The sequence below is a fragment of the Psychrobacter glacincola genome (genome assembly GCF_965118485.1).
In the GTDB taxonomy this organism is placed as follows: Bacteria; Pseudomonadota; Gammaproteobacteria; order Pseudomonadales; family Moraxellaceae; genus Psychrobacter; species Psychrobacter glacincola_D.
On record NZ_CBCPJH010000050.1, the window covers coordinates 1 to 14187 of the forward strand.

At 40.9% G+C, this 14187-nt stretch carries 16 protein-coding genes and 1 pseudogene; 8 read left to right on the top strand and 9 right to left on the bottom strand.

Annotation, left to right across the window (positions count from 1 at the left end; all coding sequences use genetic code 11):
- The coding region (locus ACMHKH_RS13575; protein ID WP_413521175.1) for a plasmid mobilization protein at positions 1 to 288 on the top strand (288 nt) is incomplete at its 5' end.
- Positions 285 to 1355: a hypothetical protein gene (locus ACMHKH_RS13580; RefSeq protein ID WP_413521176.1), complete on the top strand. Its 1071-nt coding sequence runs from the start codon at positions 285 to 287 to the stop codon at positions 1353 to 1355. The genes ACMHKH_RS13575 and ACMHKH_RS13580, both read left to right, overlap by 4 nt.
- 24 nt (positions 1356 to 1379) lie before the next feature.
- Here the strand turns inward: ACMHKH_RS13580 and ACMHKH_RS13585 are convergent, their stop codons facing one another.
- The gene (locus ACMHKH_RS13585) at positions 1380 to 1907 is read right to left on the bottom strand and encodes a plasmid replication DNA-binding protein (RefSeq protein ID WP_413521177.1); all 528 of its coding nucleotides are present in this window, start codon (positions 1905 to 1907) and stop codon (positions 1380 to 1382) included.
- Between the two features lie 270 nt (positions 1908 to 2177).
- On the opposite strand from ACMHKH_RS13585, the gene ACMHKH_RS13590 reads away from it, so the two are divergent.
- On the top strand, positions 2178 to 3122 hold the full coding sequence (locus ACMHKH_RS13590) for a DNA-binding protein (RefSeq protein WP_413521178.1): 945 nt from the start codon (positions 2178 to 2180) through the stop codon (positions 3120 to 3122).
- An 86-nt stretch (positions 3123 to 3208) separates the two neighbouring features.
- On the opposite strand, the gene ACMHKH_RS13595 is transcribed toward ACMHKH_RS13590, so the two are convergent.
- Together ACMHKH_RS13595 and ACMHKH_RS13600 are read right to left on the bottom strand one after the other, a co-directional pair.
- A complete protein-coding gene (locus ACMHKH_RS13595) occupies positions 3209 to 3406 on the bottom strand; it encodes a hypothetical protein (RefSeq protein ID WP_413521179.1) in 198 nt (65 codons plus the stop codon).
- A 202-nt stretch (positions 3407 to 3608) separates the two neighbouring features.
- Entirely contained in the window at positions 3609 to 4055 is a 447-nt protein-coding gene (locus ACMHKH_RS13600) for a MerR family transcriptional regulator (protein WP_100750144.1), read from the bottom strand.
- Between the two features lie 52 nt (positions 4056 to 4107).
- Between ACMHKH_RS13600 and ACMHKH_RS13605 the strand changes: the two are divergent.
- A pseudogene (locus tag ACMHKH_RS13605) lies at positions 4108 to 4401 on the top strand (DNA cytosine methyltransferase); the annotation flags it as partial.
- On the opposite strand, the gene ACMHKH_RS13610 reads toward ACMHKH_RS13605, so the two are convergent.
- Genes ACMHKH_RS13610 through ACMHKH_RS13620 form a run of 3 tightly spaced genes read right to left on the bottom strand, consistent with a single transcriptional unit; the run spans position 4385 to position 6648 of the window.
- Positions 4385 to 5728 carry an aminomethyl transferase family protein gene (locus tag ACMHKH_RS13610; protein WP_173239965.1) on the bottom strand — a complete coding sequence of 448 codons (1344 nt, stop codon included), beginning with the start codon at positions 5726 to 5728 and terminating at the stop codon, positions 4385 to 4387. The pseudogene ACMHKH_RS13605 and the gene ACMHKH_RS13610 sit on opposite strands and share 17 nt — an antisense overlap.
- Positions 5729 to 5743: 15 nt before the next feature.
- Positions 5744 to 6304, bottom strand: a complete 561-nt coding sequence (locus ACMHKH_RS13615) for a TetR/AcrR family transcriptional regulator (protein WP_100750141.1) — start codon at positions 6302 to 6304, stop codon at positions 5744 to 5746.
- Positions 6304 to 6648 (bottom strand): DMT family transporter, encoded by a 345-nt coding sequence (locus ACMHKH_RS13620; RefSeq protein ID WP_181716605.1) that lies wholly within the window; start codon positions 6646 to 6648, stop codon positions 6304 to 6306. Before ACMHKH_RS13620 ends, ACMHKH_RS13615 begins: the two co-directional genes overlap by 1 nt.
- Positions 6649 to 7230: 582 nt before the next feature.
- Between ACMHKH_RS13620 and ACMHKH_RS13625 the strand changes: the two genes are divergently transcribed.
- Together ACMHKH_RS13625 and ACMHKH_RS13630 are read left to right on the top strand one after the other, a co-directional pair.
- Positions 7231 to 7845, top strand: coding sequence for a recombinase family protein (locus ACMHKH_RS13625; protein WP_413521180.1), 615 nt, complete (start codon positions 7231 to 7233; stop codon positions 7843 to 7845).
- Positions 7846 to 7984: 139 nt separating this feature from the next.
- Complete coding sequence (locus ACMHKH_RS13630) at positions 7985 to 8545, top strand: hypothetical protein (protein ID WP_413521181.1); 561 nt, start codon at positions 7985 to 7987, stop codon at positions 8543 to 8545.
- 240 nt (positions 8546 to 8785) lie between these two features.
- On the opposite strand, the gene ACMHKH_RS13635 is transcribed toward ACMHKH_RS13630, so the two are convergent.
- Positions 8786 to 9607, bottom strand: a complete 822-nt coding sequence (locus ACMHKH_RS13635) for a S1 family peptidase (RefSeq protein ID WP_100271292.1) — start codon at positions 9605 to 9607, stop codon at positions 8786 to 8788.
- A gap of 225 nt (positions 9608 to 9832) precedes the next feature.
- On the opposite strand from ACMHKH_RS13635, the gene ACMHKH_RS13640 reads away from it, so the two are divergent.
- Both ACMHKH_RS13640 and ACMHKH_RS13645 read left to right on the top strand, forming a co-directional pair.
- Entirely contained in the window at positions 9833 to 10303 is a 471-nt protein-coding gene (locus ACMHKH_RS13640) for a hypothetical protein (RefSeq protein WP_413521182.1), read from the top strand.
- A gap of 159 nt (positions 10304 to 10462) precedes the next feature.
- Positions 10463 to 11263 (top strand): LlaMI family restriction endonuclease, encoded by an 801-nt coding sequence (locus ACMHKH_RS13645; RefSeq protein ID WP_413521183.1) that lies wholly within the window; start codon positions 10463 to 10465, stop codon positions 11261 to 11263.
- On the opposite strand, the gene dcm is transcribed toward ACMHKH_RS13645, so the two are convergent.
- Together dcm and ACMHKH_RS13655 are read right to left on the bottom strand one after the other, a co-directional pair.
- On the bottom strand, positions 11246 to 12520 hold the full coding sequence (gene dcm / locus ACMHKH_RS13650) for a DNA (cytosine-5-)-methyltransferase (protein ID WP_413521184.1): 1275 nt from the start codon (positions 12518 to 12520) through the stop codon (positions 11246 to 11248). The genes ACMHKH_RS13645 and dcm overlap by 18 nt on opposite strands.
- A gap of 1003 nt (positions 12521 to 13523) precedes the next feature.
- The gene (locus ACMHKH_RS13655) at positions 13524 to 13895 is read right to left on the bottom strand and encodes a hypothetical protein (protein WP_290190035.1); all 372 of its coding nucleotides are present in this window, start codon (positions 13893 to 13895) and stop codon (positions 13524 to 13526) included.
- Positions 13896 to 14187: the final 292 nt, after the last annotated feature.

Sequence of the window (14187 nt, forward strand, 5' to 3'; positions counted from 1 at the left end):
GAGATTGCGATTCGAGTCACTGAGGACGAGTTGGCTGCGTTAAAAAAGCGTCAACAGGGAACAACGATGGCAGGATGGATGCGTGATTTGGGCTTAGGGGTAACCCCCATGAAGCCAGCTGACCCTGAGTTGGTTCGCGCACTTGGTCGTATTGGTTCTAACCTCAATCAGGTTACTAAGCACGTTAACATCGATAAGGCATTAGATGAAAACGTACTTGAGCAGATCAAAGCGATTAGGGCATCTATCGATGCGCTGCTTAATGAGCACTTGCGAGGTGAGTCATGATTGTTAAATTCTTTAGACGAGGCAAAGGATCAGGCGCAGGGCCGCTCAATTACCTATTGCTGACTAAGGGTAAGCCTAGAGAAGGTGCAAAGGTGCTCTACGGCGATTCTAGGCTCACTGAGCAGCTGATTAATACCACACCATTCAAGCAAAAGTATAAAGCAGGGGTGCTGTCTTTTACCGAAGATGCCAAAGGGTTCACGGATAAGCAGAAAAAAGACATCATGCAACGCTTTGAAGATACGCTGTTTACAGGGCTAGAACCCGATCAGTACGATATTTTATGGGTAGAACATGCTGATAAGGGTGGACGGCTTGAGCTGAACTTCGTGATCCCGTGTCAAGAGCTGCGAAGTGGTAAACGGCTGCAGCCGTTTTATGCTGCTGCTGACTTAGTACGAGTGAATGCTTTTAAAAACATCATCAACCAAGAGTATGGTCTGACTGATCCCAATGAGCCAGAGCGCAAACGACTGATCAATCCTTATGTCAATAATGCGCCACGGCCAACACCATATGATAGGCCGTCCAAGTCTAAAGAAAAGGAGCAGGAAAAAGAAGACGATGAAATCATTGCCAACCCTGAGAACACTGCTGCTTTAAAAGAAGCTATTGATCGAAAAATGCGTCATAGCCTAGTAGAGGGCAGTCTTAATAACCGCAGCAGTGTGCTTTATTGCTTAGAAGGTATGGGCTTAAAGATTGAGAGAGCAACAAAAAGCAGTATCAGTGTGGCGCATCCTGCCATGAAGCGAAACGTTAGGCTCAAGGGTGCTATTTATGAAGAGGGTTTTCAGGCTTTGGCGCAGCGAGAGCATCTTATCGAGGATCGCCAAAGGGATTATGAAAGAGTCAGCGAGTCTCGCGGTAATCGAGATTTACGGACATGGACTAAAGGTATGGAGATCAAACAAGCGTATCATCAAGAGTTATATGGCGACATTAAAGCGCCTGAGCCTTTGGATTTAGGTGTTAAAAAAGTTGTTGCTAAGGCTGTAGAACAAGATGCCGTACCTAAAGTAAATGTGCCAACTCCGCAGCGCTCATACAGTGGACCAAGTCCGTAATCGTTTGAATGCACTGCTCAGCAATCAAAACCCAAACCATCTTTTTCTTTTAGTCGTCGTGGGCGCAGCTGTCGCTTCTTTTTCGGGTAGCGGCTCTTGTTCTGACTGAGACTGTTGCTGGTGATCGCTATGCTCAGAGTCAGCACCTTTAAATTCTAGTAGTCGGATTTGCGTTAAGTCATGAATACTGGCATTGGCTTTTTCTAGTGTTTTGTTGAGCTGGCTTATCTGATTTTGGTAATTCGCTATCAGCTGTTTTTGATCACGGACTTGCTGCTCTAAGTGTTCATTCTTCATCTTTTCAAGTGCTAACTGGTGTTCAAGTGCTGTACAGTCTGGTACGTTTTGACTGTTCAAGGACGTACTGTTTCTAGTGTTCACTGATTGTTCAGTACGTTTTTTAGTAGCAGGCTCACCAAACACTCGGATCATCTCTGAGGTATCAATCTTCTTATCAGCAGTTCTGGAGAGCTCGCCATCATTGATTTTTTGATAGATTGTGGTTCTCGATACGCCCCACTCTTTCGCTGCTTTTGTCACTGATATGTTCATTGCTCACCTAGTGTTCAAGTACGTTTTTAAGACCTGTACAGTGCAACTGTTCAGAACGTTCAGTGAGTAACTATCGCACCAACTTCACTATTTGGCAAATGCTAATGCTCTATCTGTGTCTAACTATCAGCACAATACATTAAGAAGACACCTCAAATCACCTGAGGTTTTTTTGTATTATTTATTGTAGTATGTTGTATATTGTATTATACTACATACATATTATACAAATGCTACATATCTACTCATAAAAAATTAAGGACAATGACTATGGCACTCACTATTCAACAGGTTCATAACACTGCTGATCAACTGCAAGCGCAAGGTATCAAGCCTACTCTAGCCGAAGTGCGTAAGGCGCTTGGCGGGGGTTCATTCACCACCATCAGTGAAGCCATGAAGTCTTGGCGTCAGGACAACCAAGAAGAAGCGCAGCTAAGGCAGGTGGAATTGCCCAGTGGTATCACTGAGCGCTTACAAACACTGGGTGCGGATATGTGGCAGACAGCCGTTGATATCGCTAATGATCGATTGGTTAAAGATCGTGAGGCCTTAGAGAGCATTAAGGCCAAGGCGCAAGCTGAGACAGACGAGGCGCAAGAGGCGGTTAAGACCTTAGAAGGTGAGCAGGCTGATTTGTTGGTGCAACTAGACGAGGTAACGGCCACTGCAGAGACAAAAGCTAAAGCGGCTGAACAGGCGACAGCTGAACGTGATAGGTTTAAGCAGACCTTGGCCGATACTCAGCACCAGTTGGAGCTTGAACGAGCTAAAACAGATGCAGCTCAAGCTCAACTTGCAGATCTGCGTAGTAGCTTTGATCAGCAAGCAAAAGAGCTTAACCTCAATATATCGAGAGTGGCCACGCTTGAGGCTAACGCTGCTAGTGATAAAGCCGAGGTTGCCCGTTTGAGTGCAGAACTTGAAGCAGCTAAGACAGAGTTAAAAGCAGTCACTACTGAGCGCAATGAGATCGCAACCGCTACTGCAGAGGTTAAAGGGGAGTTAAAAGCAGTCACCACTGAGCGCGATAAACTATCAGGGCTTCATGAGCAGTTGACGCAAAGACAGAATGCGCTTAACACGGATTATCAGCTGTTAGTTAAGCAGTATGAAACGGTATTGACCAGCTATAGCGCTGAGCAAGAAAAGACTGGTGAGCTAACAATAAAGATTGAGAAGATGCAAGCAGCGTTGGATAAAGACTTGGATTAAAAGTAGACGTTGAGTTGCAGATAGCCTCGCTATTTCAGGGAGAGTTTTTAAAGTAAGTAAATATTGACCCCCAGTCAAAACAGGTATTACTCTATAAACTCAAAACCAACTCGAATAGCTGCCAAACCCTTATATATTGCTAGTTCAGGTTGTCTCAAAATTAAAGACCTCCTAATAAATATCCTTTTATCACTAACAAACCTAACATTCGCATGACGTCCATTTACTACAATATCTTTACCAACTTTAGGTGCTGTTCCTAATGTAAAATATTTATATTCCATAATAAAATTCTTTATTGAAACTATAATCTATTGTAAGTATACCCTAGCGAACCAGTCAAGTGCTTTCACTGGTTCGGTTCCCTAGTGAGGACTTGAACGCTAAACTGTGGGTTAATGGTATTAACGTTTTAACTTGCTGAGATAAGCACAGTGTACTTCATGGTGTACTTACCACACATATTCTATTAGTGATTGGTGCGATTCAGGTTAAGGAGAGATGCGCCGCTATTCGTTTTCCCCATTCAGAGTTAGAAATGAAGCCAATATTTTCTGACTTTATTTCTTCTAAAATAGTATAACAAGCACTAAGCTGGTTAATAGTATTAATGATCTCAGTTTTTTGACGTTTCGCTTCAGTAAGTTTTTCGGAAATAGTAATTAAATCTTTATCAATATTGAGAGTGCCATTGAAATGATCATTAAGGTATCTTTTAAATTCATTAAGAGTAAAACCGATGGCTTGTGCGTCTTTAATCATTTTAATACGCTCAATACATTCAGGATGAAATTCGGTGTATAGGCGTGATCCTGCTTGGCGTTTTCGAGATTTCAGTAGCCCCATCTCATCGTAATGACGAATAGTATCTTTGGTTGTGTTAGCTTGTGTTGCTAAAGCTCCTATTAATAAGAATGATGTATCAGATTCCATACTATAACCTTAAAAATATAATTTTTATCTAGTTTTAAATAACTATACCGCAACCTATAAAATACTATTGGCTTCTGAATATGGTGTACCCCAAAACAGACGTAGGGCTTGTTCTGTTGGTCTAAAAAATAGTAAAACCTTTAGTTTTCCAGAGCCTACCACACAAAGCTTCATTACCTGTGAACAGGCGATTGGTGATTTGCCTAATGAAACTATTGGAGATGTTGAGGGCTATTCCATTGAAGCCCAAATTAACTATCAGCGACTAATGCGAATGGATAGCAATATTTCATATTTTTTTGTTTTCTGTGCTGACACAAAACCGCCTTTCAAGGCAACGCCTTAGTATCAATATCACGGTTACGAGGTAGGGTAAGATAAGGGAAACGGCTCACCTTGGCCCGTATCTTTTTTTGTCGTTTGCTTGGATTACCCCAGATAACTTCTAAGGTGGTACCTTCGATGGCATACTCGGTTTCAATAACCGCCAAAGAAATCATACGACGGTAATAAAACGAATAAATACGTCCGCTTGAAATACCTATACTGCGACTATCTATCTGCACCTCATCTGCCACAACAATAGAACTCTGCGTTGTCCAAATAGGATTGGCTGGGAATTCCATAAACTCAAAAGGCTCACCAGACTCAAAATAAGAGGCATAGATATCCTTAATATCGTCCGCATACCATTCAAGCGTTACAATTTTTTTTGCTTGCTGCTGCATGGCAACTTCAAGGGCGGCTCTGCCAACGAAGTCATGATCAAAGGTGATCATATGCCCCCAACCTAAATCGATAGGGTTAAAATAACGACGGGTGATATCGACACCTGCACTGCCTGGCAGTTTGGCAAGCAAAGCATCGTATTTGCCATTTAGATAGTCCATAAAGTCTTCATCTTGGGTCCAAGCAGGTAAAAAGTGGATAAAGGCTTGGGCAAAACCATTTTCCGTATGATTCATACCATAAGCACGCATCCCTAGACGAACTAAGTTAAACGGTTGTCCTGCTGCCATTAAGGCTTGGTAAACCAACGGAGCATCTTTGATATCCCCATGCACCTCATATGCCAGTGTGCCTGCTACGCCCAACCGAAAAATCCGCACAGCAATACCTGTTGGTGGTAGTTCATCCCCGTAGATATGCACTGTGCGATGCCAAATAAATTTAATATCGCTGAGGGATTCTTGGGTGGCTGCCTCGAGAATTTTCAAAGATAAGGAACCACCCAGTTGGAACAGAAAGGTTTTGCCTGTCAAATCTTCAATATTGACATCATAGTTGCCACGACTGGCAATGTATTCTAGGTAAGGTGATAAAAAATATGATACGAACGCATTATCCTCTGTGCGAAGCAGCATACCATCCGCCATCACATTACCCTTATAGTTACACATCACGGCATGCTTTGATGCACCAACGCTAAATCGGCTAAAATCGTTGATACAATGATCGCGAAACAATGTTAATGCATCGGGTCCTGTGATGCGTGCAGGCATTGGTGGGTTTAGCCCAGCGTGCAAGTAACAGCTCTCTTTCCATGAAAGGACTTCTGTTTTCCAGTCCATAAATTGATAGGGATAAAGATGCCCAAACGCCACATTGTAATCGGCAACGTCTTTAAAAAAAGGAATATAAGGGCTATAGGGAATAGTATTCTCTTGCTTCATGAGTGACTCCCGTCATTAAGTAGCATGCGTCATCTCAAGTAATTGCTGTTTAAGGGCATGTAAATCTTTTTTGGCAGTGAGCTTGCCGCCGTGTAATAAATGGGTGAACCAAATGCCATCGGCTGCCATTCTGACTACTTCAAGCTGTAGGCTGTTATCGGTCTTTTGATGCTTCACCATACGCCCTGCCATCCACACATCCCAACGCTCAACTAGCTCAGGTCTGGCACACAGCGAAAATGTCAAAGCTGAAGACAATCTATCATCAATACAGGCAAAAAAAGTGGCATGGATATAGGCTCTAGTAAAACGACCGTAATCGCCTGTATCTTTATCTAATAAGTCGTCAAGCAACTTGTCAAGCATCGCTAATTCACGGTCAAATACAGCTCCAATTAGAGTCTTTTTATTGGGAAAATGATGAAATAAAGCCCCTTTAGTGACCCCTGCCTCAGTTGCCACCTTATCAATACTTACCCCTGCAAAGCCGCACGTGGTCATTAAACTTGCGGTACTTTGTAATAAGCGATGCCGCACCATCTCAGGATTTTTTTTTGGTCTATTCAGATTAGTCATTAGCTATGCCCACTCATTTTAGAAAAGCCATTAATCACTACTACCCCAATCACAATCAGTGCAATACCTACAATAGCTGCCATATCTGGTTTTTGCTTAAAGACCAAGACGCCAATAACCACTGTTAAGATAATCCCGAGACCACCCCAAGTTGCATAAGCAATGCCAATGGGTAAGGTGCGTAATGCCTGTGCTAGCATAAAAAATGACGCTCCATAAGACACCCCGCAGATAAGAGTCGGCACAAGGCGAGTGAAATGCTCAGATTTGCCTAAAAACGTAGTACCGATGACTTCAAATACGATGGCAAAAAACAGAGCAGCATAGGATAAAAGCGAGTTCATAAAATTAACCAGTAGGAAAAAACCCTATTATACATACCAACTGGTTGGTATACATAATAAAATTTGTGAATTTTTTATGTTAAATTTCCTTAATGGGTCAGCATAGAATCCGGAAAGATTATAACGCTAAGTGATTTATTTGAGTTGATGAGCTGAAAGCAAAGCTTTTAAGTCATCTTGTTTTATTTAAGTATATTACTGGTTTTTCCCTGTACAGAACCTGAAGGGACTTGAAGTAGTGACACTACCTGCATTGATATTTACATGTGCAATAATTGGTGTAATGATATATGTCATTATGGCAGGCTATGCTCGACAATGATTAAAAAGCCCAAAATCTCGTTAGAATTTCAACTGAGCTGGCACATCGTTTATGGGACTTGCAGGAACTTGGCTAGTGGTCAAAAGTTAAGAAGTTTTACAGTTGCTATATACGGTTTACCTTCAGCTAAATTGATATCAGGTCTGTGAATAGAGTATACCCCAAGGGAACCAGCTATTTCACCCTTCAAACCTATTAACAGACCACTTAAAACAGACTGGTATAATGGAACCACTTATAACAGACTATTTTAGGTGTTTATGTTTATCAGAGCGTATCTACGAGCGTCTACCAAAGAACAAGATGCTAAACGTGCCAAAAGCGAACTCATAGCATTTGCCAACGATCATGGCCACAAAATTGCTGCCTTCTATGTCGAAAACGAATCAGGAGCTATCTTGGTGCGACCCAAGCTTATGCAACTGATTGAAGATGCTCATAAGGGCGATGTTATCTTAGTTGAGCAGATTGATCGCTTGGCACGTTTGAACCAAGCTGATTGGGATACGCTTAAAAGAATGCTATCAGAAAAAAAACTCTCTATCGTATCAAAAGAGCTGCCGACCTCATATATGGCGCTTCAATCTGAAAGCAGCACTGAATTTATGAGCAGTGTATTGCAAGCCATTAACTCAATGATGCTGGATATGCTCGCAGCCATTGCTCGAAAAGATTATGAGGATCGCCGTAACCGCCAGATGCAAGGTATTGCTCGTGCCAAGTCAGAAGGTAAGTATTTAGGACGTAGGAAAGATAATGAAAAGCGCAAGATCATCGCTAGTTTGCTTAAATCAGGTCATAGCTATTCTGATATTCAAAAAATGGCCAAGTGCTCACGGCATCTGATCGCTGATGTGGCCAAGGATTATAATTAAATATTTGCGCAAATATTTAATATTAAAACTGAAAAAACGTCTATATTATTAATTTTTACGCAAATATATTTATTTACCTTGAATTATTTCCGCAATGGTACATAATTAATATGAATCAAACACCATAAGGATTAATAAGATGACTAGCGTAATAGGTATATATACAGGTAAAGATCTAGAAAAAATGCAATTAGAAGGGGGTTCAGCCTATTGGAAGGCAAGGACTGATCGTATTGATAAGGCTGAATATGTCATCCTCATGCGAAACCATAGAGCGCCATGGGCGGTAAAGGATGGTGTTAATCATGGTCAAGCATTTATGATTGGTAAGATATCAGGTTGGACAGCTTCAAAGGAATATGAAGGAAGGAAAATTATTCATATTAGCGAATATTCATTATTACCAGACACTGCTAATTTTAAAAAAGCCTGGAGAAAGCTGACGGATGGCCAAAGGTATCCTTTAGCTTATATAACCACAGAGGATTTACTAGAAAATATTGATCTTGATATTGAGAGTCTTGAATGGTCTGTCTTTGAAGATAAGTCAAAGTCGAAAGAAGTAATAAGTGCTATTGATAAAAATGCAGGTGACCAGGACGAGAATGCATTATCCGATATCATAGCTGAAGCAAAGCATATGGTTGCTTGTGTGGCTGGTATAGATGAGTCTAAAGTAAGCATTCAAATTAACTTTTAACAAAAAGTTAGTATAGAAGGTACTAACCGCCCTGTATTGTCGTATTCTCTCAGAATGTTGAGTCTCCGACAATACAGGGCGGTTCATTGCTCATTAAAGTGGTTCCATTATACCAGTCTGTTTTAAGTAGTCTGTTAATAGGTTTTTGGGGTGAAATAGCTTGTTCCGCTGGGGTATGGTTAAATGTTACTAGTCGTCTATATCTCAAAGAATTGGATTTTAAAGCTTCTAAAAAACTCTTTAAAGCCCTAAAGTGAGAGTTTCTAAAACTTTTAGCTCGGTGGATTTGATTGCAAAACCTAAATGCATCATTGAGCTGACTTCAAACTCAAACCCCTTATTTAAGATAATCTGACCTGAATTTGTGAGTGTAGGCCCTCCATATAAGATACCCAGTAATTTTAATCTCGTTTGTCCCATTCTGTAAGCTTGAGTTTTCCGATCTAGATAACCGTTTTCATTATACAAGAATATTGGTGAACCAGATGATCCTGGGAAACAAGCCATATCTATCATAAACTCTTTCTTACCATTGTAATCTCTGCTTGGGCTAGTTGCCGTAATCCCCTTTCTAACTATAGGTAAGTTATTTATTTCATCTATAAGTCCTCTAGGGCAACCTACCATCGTTATATCTTCTATAGCATCAAGATATTGCCATTCTTCCTCAGTAGGTATCCATTCCATCGTGACAGGAGAATAATAGATAGGTGTCTTGCGATCCATAGCCTGTTGAATTATTGAACCAATAGATATAGAACATAAGTCTACATTACTGTCAGGATGATTAATAAGCGTGTCATGAAGAGCTACCGTGACATCAATTAAGTCCCCTGTTGGTTTATAAGTTTCTGGATCCGCTGCATGGCACCTAATAGATATCTGATCTGCTCCATCAACAACATGCTTGTTTGTTATAATTACAGGTTGTACAGATTCATGAGTTTTGTTGAAAAGAGTATAGAACGCAGTACCTGTTCCTGTTTTTTGCCCATTTGATATAGATGTTATCTTTACAGTAGAGTGGAGTAAGATTTCAGAAGTAGATGGAGAATGACTCATATAATTTCCTATAGTTAGTAGTAGTTTTTGATTTACGTAGATGAACAGACACCTAGAAAGAATAGAACATATATGGTAGGTTGCCCTAGGAATTCCCAAAATTTCTTCATTAGCTACCTGATTAAAATCTCCCAAGTTTATGTGCAAGAGTCATGACCTATAGTATAGCTTACCCCGAATTGGGGTTATAATCAGTAAATCAAGACGAAATCAAGGACTATAGACATGACTACCACTAAAGCAGAGCTAAATACGCAGGATTTTATTGCAGAATTTGGGCAGCATGAGCTTGTAAGCGATTTTAGCGAAGAAGCGATTAACGCTATTTTAAGCCAATATAAGCGTGTGCAAAGCGAAAGTAATGACCCAGCGTCTATTGCTTGGGAGCCGCTCTTTAATGACGCTCTAGAGTGGGATGCTTCGGGTGTTGTTTATGAGCTTAGTAATGAAGTAAAAGAATATGCCAGCGAAATCATCAACATGATCCGCAATGCAGATATTGGCATCAGTGCCGATACAAAAGAAAAGTTTGACAGCTTGGAATATGACCTAAGCGATGAGGAATTGCTACAGTTTTTTCGATCTGAGTTGATGAAGTCACCCGATTATTTTAATGAGGTTGCGGCCATTCTAGCTCGTGAAAACGATTTCACAAAACTTGATAACGGTAAGTATCTTATTTTAGGCGCTTATTGATTTTTGACGCCTACTTTCACTCAACCTTACTAAATCTGCTATTCGAATCCTTATTAGGCTATAGCGCCCTTTCAGCTACGTCTATCAACCCATTAATTCTCACAGGTATCTGACTTAATAATTTGCGACAATAGCCGACTTAACTAAGGAGCTATTGCAATGCAAACCACTATTTCAGATGAAGAAATGAAAATAATTGAGCTTTTTCAACAGAATGTTTATGGGAAATCGCCTGATACCACTGAATTTAATCAGCGTCACGATGGTAAAGCTGGGCACTGGCTTGAAAGACAGATGGGTATAGCAGCAAACGCTAATAACGAGCCTGATTTACATGGCTATGAGATGAAAAATTCTACTGGTAGTAAAACCACTTTTGGAGATTGGAGTGCTAACTACTATATATTCAAAGATAAAGAAGTCGATCTGAATCGCACGCAGTTTATGGAAGTGTATGGCAAACCTAATGTAGAAAAGGGTGGACGTTACTCATGGTCAGGTAGCCCGATTCCTAACTTTAACTCTCCATCAACCTATAATGGCTCAGAAATGGTTTTTGATGATGAAAAGAACATAATCATCGTTTATAACTATTCAAAAGACCCTCGCCCTGATAAAGCAAGTATAGTCCCACCAAACCTACAGCAAGAGGGAGTCATCTTAGTCCGTTGGGATAGAGATAACTTAAACGATAAGCTCACAAAGAAGTTCGGCCATCATGGTTGGTTTAAGTGTAATAAAGACAAAAACGGCTGTTACAACCAAATCGCTTTTGGTGAGCCAATGATCTTCGATAATTGGATTAAGCTTGTTGAGCAGGGCGTAGTATTTTTTGATAGTGGCATGTATGTAGGGAATGCTCGTAACTATTCCCAATGGCGTGCTAATAACAACCATTGGGACTCGTTAATTACCCGCACCTATCCACCATTTCCAGGGTCTTTAGACAACAGCCAATAAATTGGCCTGCTTTTGAATGGCCTCAGCTTTGTGAAATGTTGAGATCATCTGCTCCGCTACTGCTTCAACGACCTTAACGCATACAGAGTTACCGAACTGTTTATATGCTTGAGTCTTAGATACTGCGTCAGTCAAAAACTCCTCGGGGAAGCCTTGTAATCTAGCGCATTCTCGGGGAGTTAGCATTCTTGGGTTCTTCCCATATTGTGATTGGTCTATCAACGCCTCAGAACCATCTTTATAGTAGCGTGCGCTAATGGTATTGGTGTACGCACTATCATGGTTAAATAAGCTGTAACCAAAGCCGTTACCTTTGTTTATGTGTTGGTCTTTTCTTTTTTGATGACCAGCCCATAGGTTATCGGATATGGTATAGACCGTATCATCAGCTGGCACATCCTCTAATATATCCCCAACACGGGTCTTGCTATGAGTAGGCTCAGGGAAACTAAATAGCTCGTCAAAATTTTCGATTTTATCGAAATAATCTTTATTAAAACCTACGATGAAAATACGCTCTCTATTTTGTGGCGCACCAAAGTCCGCAGCCTTTAACACAGCATATCCTACCCAGTAATTTAGCTTATGAGATAGAGCCTCTCGCGCTTCTTCACTCATAGGAACATCATCAGGTATGCTGTCCTTATGCTGCCCAGTCAAAATATCGTAGATGGTTTGAAAGGTTTCCCCTTTCTTATCAGTTCTGAGTCGTTTCACGTTTTCTAATAAAAACATTTTTGGACGTTTTTCAGCCAAAATTCGCTGAATCTCAAAAAACATAGTGCCGCGTGTGTCTTTAAAGCCTTGTTTTAGACCTGCTTGTGAGAACGCTTGGCAAGGAAAACCAGCTAAAAGTAAATCATGATCTGGAATGTCTTTGGCTTGAATTTGGGTAATATCTCCACTTGGGTACTCTCCATAATTAGCAAAGTAGGTCTTTTGAGCATGTTTATCAATCTCACTGGTGAAAACACACTCACCGCCCTGTTTTTGAAACGGCAGACGTATACCGCCAATACCTGCAAACAAGTCAATAAAAGTGAAATCACTAGCATTGTTACTATGCTCAAAAGGGTGGTTGTTATTAAGTGCTTCTAGCTTAGCTAACCTTGTAGCAGAAGGTTTATGCTCACCGTTCTCCCAGCCACGAACCGTCCTTTCACCTGCTTCTTTCATCCCTAATAACAATGCTAGTTCTTTTTGAGACACGCCTAATGACTTACGTTTCTCAATAACATATTGCTGAGTATCTTTCATAATAACCTACTTTAAAATATCCTGTTTTATTCCCGGATTTTAACATAGGTTATTCACTTTGTGTAAGATAAAAGCTGCATCTTGTCTTAAAATATGAAAATGATAATTAATAAACAAAAAAATAAACCCCCCTACTACTTGACGTAATAGGGGGGTTTATCGTTTAATGTTCATTAACGGTTACAGACGTTTGGCGACGCCTGTAACGACCAAATAAGCATTCACACTGCGTTATTTGACCAGCAATTAAGCCCATTAGGGTCTATTTTAAGCCAAATCTAGGCTACTTTGCAATCAAATTACTCATATTACTACTGTAAGTTACCAATTTTACTCAGTAAAACCGCCTATTTGCTCGCTACCTTCGCCCTATCAACGCTCTTTAACTGTTCCCTAGCAATGGGTGGCAGGCCTCAGTGACGACTGCATTGTGCGGGTGAGACGAAAGCTCTCGACAGGGGTTACTAGACATATTGAGCAACGCAATGAGAGGTTATATTGTCTTTTGAAGCGGTACATTGGGTGTATGCCCTTGCTAGCATGAGAAAGCGTATAACGGTTATGAGCGTGTCTAGGCGGTGCTATCAGCCGTAATCATGACAGAGTCAGCTTGATACAGTGATGACTTCCCGAGACGATGCCGACCGACCGACAGGCAGTTGTCAGGGCAATACTCTAAAGGGTTCGCAGGTTTTTACTTGTGGGCGCTTTAGGGTGAGTGTTGCCCAAAACTTCAACCTCTCTCCCTCCAAGCAGTTGTCCACAGAGTTGTCCATCAGGGTTGTCCACATAGCAAGGGCAACAGCGCGGAGCCCTTTAGGAGTAGCTCAGGCGCTGTTGCCCTTGCTGCTTATGTGGACATACGCTGTGGGCATACTCTAGTGGGCACACTGATTAAGAGGGAGAGAGAGGAAAGGTTCAAAAAAAAATTTGAAATTTTGAAAAATGAAAGTTTCGTGAGTTGAGGTTAATGATTGATAAGAGTGGCCAGTGAGTAAAGACGTTAGTTAAATTTTTGGCCACCTGTAATGACTCCTATGTTGAATTTAGAGTATTTTAGTAGAGCCTGTTGATTGTCTTCTAACCATTGGGCAATGTCTTGATTAGAGAGAGAATAAACATATCCTTTGGGTTTGGCATACTTCAACAGCTTTTGCTTGCTAATAGTTTTGCCTAGAAACTGAGCTATTTTCTGTGCTCGATATGAATTTAGTTGTCCTTTTAGCTTATAGGCTTCTTTGATACCCCAGCTATTAAAGCCATCATAATCACCCCCTGTACCATCCTCTAATTCATCTAATAGATAGATCATAGCAGTGGTTACCTCTGAGCGAAGGGTGTTCACTTTTTTCATGTTTTCAGATCTTTTATTCATACTAGCGACCTTCTTTGTATGGGTACAGACAGTCATAATATCATAGGTATAGACATTGTTGTTATATAGGTATACACAGTCATGTATAAATAGGTATACACAGTGTCGACTATGCTAGGTACAGACATTTATGATATTATTTTAAGCCAGCAGTCCTAAGAGGGGGCTATTTCCGCTTCGCTACAATATCCTCTCTTAGGTGCTGACAAAGGGGCGATAGCCCCCTTGACCCCCAAACCCCGGAACAGGAGTCAGTCTAATGCCACAAATCAGCGGTGAAAAAAGGACTAAA

What these genes read in the sequence shown, in the direction of transcription:
- ACMHKH_RS13580 (WP_413521176.1), top strand. Translation starts at nt 285, where the DNA reads ATGATTGTTAAATTCTTTAGACGAGGCAAAGGATCAGGCGCAGGGCCG.
- ACMHKH_RS13585 (WP_413521177.1), bottom strand. Translation starts at nt 1,907, where the DNA reads ATGAACATATCAGTGACAAAAGCAGCGAAAGAGTGGGGCGTATCGAGA.
- ACMHKH_RS13590 (WP_413521178.1), top strand. Translation starts at nt 2,178, where the DNA reads ATGGCACTCACTATTCAACAGGTTCATAACACTGCTGATCAACTGCAA.
- ACMHKH_RS13595 (WP_413521179.1), bottom strand. Translation starts at nt 3,406, where the DNA reads ATGGAATATAAATATTTTACATTAGGAACAGCACCTAAAGTTGGTAAA.
- ACMHKH_RS13600 (WP_100750144.1), bottom strand. Translation starts at nt 4,055, where the DNA reads ATGGAATCTGATACATCATTCTTATTAATAGGAGCTTTAGCAACACAA.
- ACMHKH_RS13610 (WP_173239965.1), bottom strand. Translation starts at nt 5,728, where the DNA reads ATGAAGCAAGAGAATACTATTCCCTATAGCCCTTATATTCCTTTTTTT.
- ACMHKH_RS13615 (WP_100750141.1), bottom strand. Translation starts at nt 6,304, where the DNA reads ATGACTAATCTGAATAGACCAAAAAAAAATCCTGAGATGGTGCGGCAT.
- ACMHKH_RS13620 (WP_181716605.1), bottom strand. Translation starts at nt 6,648, where the DNA reads ATGAACTCGCTTTTATCCTATGCTGCTCTGTTTTTTGCCATCGTATTT.
- ACMHKH_RS13625 (WP_413521180.1), top strand. Translation starts at nt 7,231, where the DNA reads ATGTTTATCAGAGCGTATCTACGAGCGTCTACCAAAGAACAAGATGCT.
- ACMHKH_RS13630 (WP_413521181.1), top strand. Translation starts at nt 7,985, where the DNA reads ATGACTAGCGTAATAGGTATATATACAGGTAAAGATCTAGAAAAAATG.
- ACMHKH_RS13635 (WP_100271292.1), bottom strand. Translation starts at nt 9,607, where the DNA reads ATGAGTCATTCTCCATCTACTTCTGAAATCTTACTCCACTCTACTGTA.
- ACMHKH_RS13640 (WP_413521182.1), top strand. Translation starts at nt 9,833, where the DNA reads ATGACTACCACTAAAGCAGAGCTAAATACGCAGGATTTTATTGCAGAA.
- ACMHKH_RS13645 (WP_413521183.1), top strand. Translation starts at nt 10,463, where the DNA reads ATGCAAACCACTATTTCAGATGAAGAAATGAAAATAATTGAGCTTTTT.
- dcm (WP_413521184.1), bottom strand. Translation starts at nt 12,520, where the DNA reads ATGAAAGATACTCAGCAATATGTTATTGAGAAACGTAAGTCATTAGGC.
- ACMHKH_RS13655 (WP_290190035.1), bottom strand. Translation starts at nt 13,895, where the DNA reads ATGAATAAAAGATCTGAAAACATGAAAAAAGTGAACACCCTTCGCTCA.